General features: G+C 48.1%; 6 protein-coding genes. 5 read left to right on the top strand and 1 reads right to left on the bottom strand.

Annotation, left to right across the window (positions count from 1 at the left end; all coding sequences use genetic code 11):
• Nucleotides 1-244: 244 nt before the first annotated feature.
• From WC647_19945 to WC647_19925, 5 genes are all read left to right on the top strand, one after another.
• Nucleotides 245-751: a hypothetical protein gene (locus tag WC647_19945; GenBank protein ID MFA6224578.1), complete on the top strand. Its 507-nt coding sequence runs from the start codon at nt 245-247 to the stop codon at nt 749-751.
• 154 nt (nt 752-905) lie between these two features.
• Nucleotides 906-1,394, top strand: a complete 489-nt coding sequence (locus tag WC647_19940; protein MFA6224577.1) for a CreA family protein — start codon at nt 906-908, stop codon at nt 1,392-1,394.
• Nucleotides 1,379-1,651: a hypothetical protein gene (locus WC647_19935; protein MFA6224576.1), complete on the top strand. Its 273-nt coding sequence runs from the start codon at nt 1,379-1,381 to the stop codon at nt 1,649-1,651. Before WC647_19940 ends, WC647_19935 begins: the two co-directional genes overlap by 16 nt.
• Nucleotides 1,652-1,859: 208 nt before the next feature.
• Nucleotides 1,860-2,000 (top strand): hypothetical protein, encoded by a 141-nt coding sequence (locus tag WC647_19930; GenBank protein MFA6224575.1) that lies wholly within the window; start codon nt 1,860-1,862, stop codon nt 1,998-2,000.
• Nucleotides 2,001-2,340: 340 nt separating this feature from the next.
• The gene (locus WC647_19925; GenBank protein MFA6224574.1) at nt 2,341-2,523 is read left to right on the top strand and encodes a hypothetical protein; all 183 of its coding nucleotides are present in this window, start codon (nt 2,341-2,343) and stop codon (nt 2,521-2,523) included.
• A 422-nt stretch (nt 2,524-2,945) separates the two neighbouring features.
• On the opposite strand, the gene WC647_19920 is transcribed toward WC647_19925, so the two are convergent.
• Entirely contained in the window at nt 2,946-4,160 is a 1,215-nt protein-coding gene (locus WC647_19920; protein ID MFA6224573.1) for a hypothetical protein, read from the bottom strand.
• Nucleotides 4,161-4,465 lie beyond the last annotated feature (305 nt).

Below are 4,465 nucleotides of genomic sequence, written 5' to 3'. Positions count from 1 at the left end.
ACCCTGGAAAAAGCTCTCAGCTTTGAGAGTAAGACATGGCCTGACTTCACTGCGGCCGAATGGAATGAAAAAATTGATAGATACTTTGCGGCCTATGCGGCGGGCTCGAGTCAGCCGCAACCGGTAGATCGGGGTGTGTAGAGTGTTCAGCGATGTCTGTCTACCAAAGAATGGACAATTGGATAGAGGCAGGCTGGTGTGAAGGAATGTTTTGAAAAATAATCAGGAACGAGGAGAGAGAAACATGAAACGTCAATTGTTGAAAAATTCGGCAGTAATGTTTGTTGTGACAGTTTTTTTTCTGATGGCTGGGGTTGCTCTGGCTGAGAAGAAACATTGGTTTGTGGTCAAGGACAAGGACGGTGTGTGCAAGGTGATCGAGACGGAGAAAGTTCCAGAACCATTAAAAACTATTGCAGGGCCACTAAAAACCATGGAAGAGGCGGAAAAGATTAAGGCCAAGGAATGTCCAAAGGGAGCGGGGCCGGCCCCACAAGAGTTGCGCCACCAACAAGAGCAACGTGAGCGCATACGTCATCAACAAAAGCAGGCCGAACCGACGAGACGTCAACACCAGCAGGGAGAAGAGCCTCAGCGCCAACAAGATCTGAAGCAACACCAATCACCGCAGCAACAGCAGACTGAAACGATGAAGGGAAAGGCTCAGGAAAACAAGGCAGGAGCCAAGTCCTCGGGGGAAAAGATCCAGGAAAAGACAAAAGAACCCATTCCGTCAGACAAGAAGAATTGATAGAGCATTGAAAGGGTTCTCGTGTCGGATTTCTCGTGAGACGGAGCCTTTGGTACGGACAGGTAAGACCGATCCGTACCGAAGGCCTCAGGCTTTCATCAATAGCCAGAGCAGTACGATTGGGCGCTAATTCACTCAAGGAAGGCAAATCATCATGAAGAGGATCGGAATTATTCTCGGCGGAGGAATCCTTTTAGTCATTGTGTTTTTCGGATGGTGGGTCTTAAGTCGCCCCGAACGCGGCACTACCGGCTCCGTTAGCACTCATTTTCGCTTGCTCGGACCCAATGACAAGATTGTGATCGACGCATTTGACGACCCCAAAGTCCAGGGCGTCGCCTGTTTCATCTCGCGTGCCGAAACGGGAGGGGTGAAGGGCCAATTAGGTGTGGCGGAGGATACGAGCGACGCCAGCATAGCCTGTCGCCAGGTTGGACCGATCAAGATAGTCGGCGAACTCAAGGAGGGCGAGAGGGTGTTCGACGAACACCGCAGCCTCGTGTTCAAGAAGCTTCAGGTAGTGCGCTTCTTCGACCGGAAGCGCAATGCGCTGGTTTACGTGGCGTACAGCGATCGGGTTATCGAGGGTAGCCCGAAGAATAGCGTCAGCGCTGTACCGATCATGAAGTGGCCGGAACCGTAGTTTCGAAATGTCTCACCCTGGTCGGCGCCACGTGGATCGGAGTGGAGGAGAACCTGTTGACGATCGCTGCGGTAGAGCGCTCAACCGAACGGCGCCGTGGCCCGAAGAAAGTTGAAGTGGCTCTGGGCGCCTGTTATGGGGCCTCGGCCACCATACATCAGAAACTGCATGCGGATGGATACTTTGCCGGTCTGGTCCCGCAGGCTGCGGGGCGCACTGTGTCCCAATTGGTTTCCCCCACTGTCTTCCAGGCCTGACCTTCTGCCTTGGCTTTGAGCGGATCCAACCATCGATCCGACATTATGGGCCAAACCTACTATAAAACCAGGTCTTCACCAACTGGTTCAGGAATGCGTAACACACTAGCATAACCGCCAGAAGCAGGCAGTTGAGTGGCGGAAGGGCTACAAATCCCAGCGTCTCGGCCGTCAGCCGGGCGCCCACCTCGTCGCCTGGAATGGTGGTTTGCGAGAAGTCGTAGAGCAAATAAACCATAGCGCCTGTATCGGCAGCATGGGCAAGAAAGGCAGGAACGCGCTGGCTCCCACTACGATGAACATGTCGCTGAGGGATTACGAGCGAAAACCAGACCGCACACCAAAATGAATGACTGACATCAAGACACTAGCCTAATTCCTAACCCTTTGAAAAAACACGCATCACAAATTTGCTGGTCCGTTGTTCGGGCACATTTCGCTCGTCTCGCTTGTCCCGTCAAATCTTTGTAACTCACACCAAATTCTGCGCCTATACCTAACCAGTTAATTAGCCTGCGGTTTTCAAGAAGATGGTTCTGTTTGGCGCAGTTGGCATGGAACGTGCTTCATGTGTGGCAAGGGTTATACTATCTCCGTTACCATAATCTGAAACGTTTTTTGAGTTCTCCGGACCAAGCTTAGCGCCCCGCCGCATAATTCCGGTTAAAATGTAGGGAGGTTAACGAAACATGGCAGAATCAGCAAAAAAAACACTTTATGTGATGCGGCCCTCCAATGGCCCCGTGTTCATTGTTTATGACAAAGGGTTGGCTGAATGGTTATTATCAAAAGTAAACACCAAGTTTAACCAGGACATTAAGCTGGAAATACATGAAAGGAAAGAAACGGACCACAGAAGCCGGTCCGACTGAAGCTGACGTGAAACCATACAAAGAGAATGGGACATTCTGTCTCCATGTGATAGCTAAAAATAGACATGATCTATAAGTAGTATCTCAGGACGAGGCTGACAAACTGATTCGTTCATATAGGGGAGCCTTCCAGGGCTCCTCTATATCGGTCAATTGGTGTAGCGGTTTCAGAAAACAAAGGACGTTCTATGGGCTTCGTAGGCAAGCTTGCAGATGTTAACAAGCCCGTTTGAACCAGATGAATTTCATCCCTGATTCCGCGTACAAAGGAGGAGCGGTTCTGTTGACTGTTACGCGGGATTTTTCCCGGGACTGGTTAAAACGAATCTTCCACACATGCTATGTTTTGGTGAACATGAATTTATTGGACCGCCCCCGATTTCTTGGACATTACTTAACACCCTTACCTGAGCAACAAAATCCTATTTTTCGTAAAACCTAAAGAAATCTTTAGCGTATCCTTTATCATATCGTTTCAAAGTGTAATCAAGTTGCTCTGGAGAGAGTTTTTCATATTTTACAATTTTATTCTCTTCATCCCGGAAATAAAAATTGCATACAACGTTATGAATATTTGCGTCACCGTGAATAGCCCGTTTGCACTCTGCGAGGGCCAAGGCCCTGGCAAGGTCTTTGGTGCTAACATGATGCCCCATGGCAAACACAAGGTTGCCATCATCCCGGATGCCAAACGCCGTCCTATTGGCCAGATACCAACAATCTCTGTCCATCGTACTGGTACCGTCACTGTCGATCAATGAGCCGAGGCCTATTTCAGAATCGTTAATCTTTCCGTTTGTTACTACCTTGTCAACGACATTCCCGTTTTTCAAAATCAAATGGCTCAATTGGCGAGCGTCTTTAACTGTTGACAACGGAATGTCATCGCTCCATTCAAGCACATCAACCGAGTCATCCTGGTATACGACAAGAGTAGCCATACCTGGAACCATTGGATAGATAACTCTACCTCTGAATATTGCTCCTGCTCCTCTCGAGTGTCGTTGCATCCACATCGCATTGGTAATGGCCACGATTTTTGAGAGAGATTCCTGTGATTGCGTATCTGAAATATTGCGAATGCCCGGTTCGGTTCGACCAATGAATAGTCGGGGTTTGAGCCGGTTCATGTCAAAAACGGCCATATAAACGATAGTATTTGGAAATTTGACGCTGGGACGATAAAGTGTCCTGTATACCAGCGGCCGTCCATCTCCGCCTATCGGGGCGCCCGTGCTCGCCCAAATCCCCTCGCCGTTAATTTTGGGCGACTTATATATCGGGGATATGTCTTCCAAAGAGATTGCGTATTCAACGTTAACAGAACGTTCCGGTTTTTTGGGGCTTGTGAAATTTTCATCGATATCTTTGTCCGGGTTTTCCTCTTTGAACGTAGCCATTCTGCTTTTATGATTCTGAGGCGGCAACCAGTTGAGGACCGACGAGAGCCAATCGTTAATAGGCCTGTAGTCACTCGAAGCTTTTTCAAAATCCCCGTGACCCTTTTTCGATTCAACGCTGACGTCTTCGTCAGGAGACGAATTGATGTGGGAGGCCGGAACCGCATTTGGCGCAATTAAAAGAATTGATACAAGGAATGCTGGTATCAAATAAATTAAAAACCTGTTTCCAACCATGTCACTCCCCTCGAATTAATCAAAACTTAAATAAAAATGTCTCAGTAATTCAGAACGTTGGACCTACGGGCAAACCTGATTCACAAAACTGAAACCGAAGCGGTTGCGGGCGAGGTATACCCTGCTCCATTTTTAAATTACTTAATCATGCTGAGTAAAGTCAAATAAAAAACCAAAAGTAACCATTCAGTTACGGGGGGATAAAATAGCTTGAGTTTGATTTTATTGTCGCGATTTTTTCAAAGATGTTTTAAATATGGCGTTGAGTTCAAGGAAGTTTATCAGCTTTCTTTAGAGGTTGGCGC

Source organism: Desulfomonilaceae bacterium, assembly GCA_041662605.1.
In the GTDB taxonomy this organism is placed as follows: domain Bacteria; phylum Desulfobacterota; class Desulfomonilia; order Desulfomonilales; family Desulfomonilaceae; genus CAJBEZ01.
The sequence above is the reverse complement of the archived record's forward strand: the minus strand, read 5'-3'. Positions and strand labels throughout refer to the sequence as shown.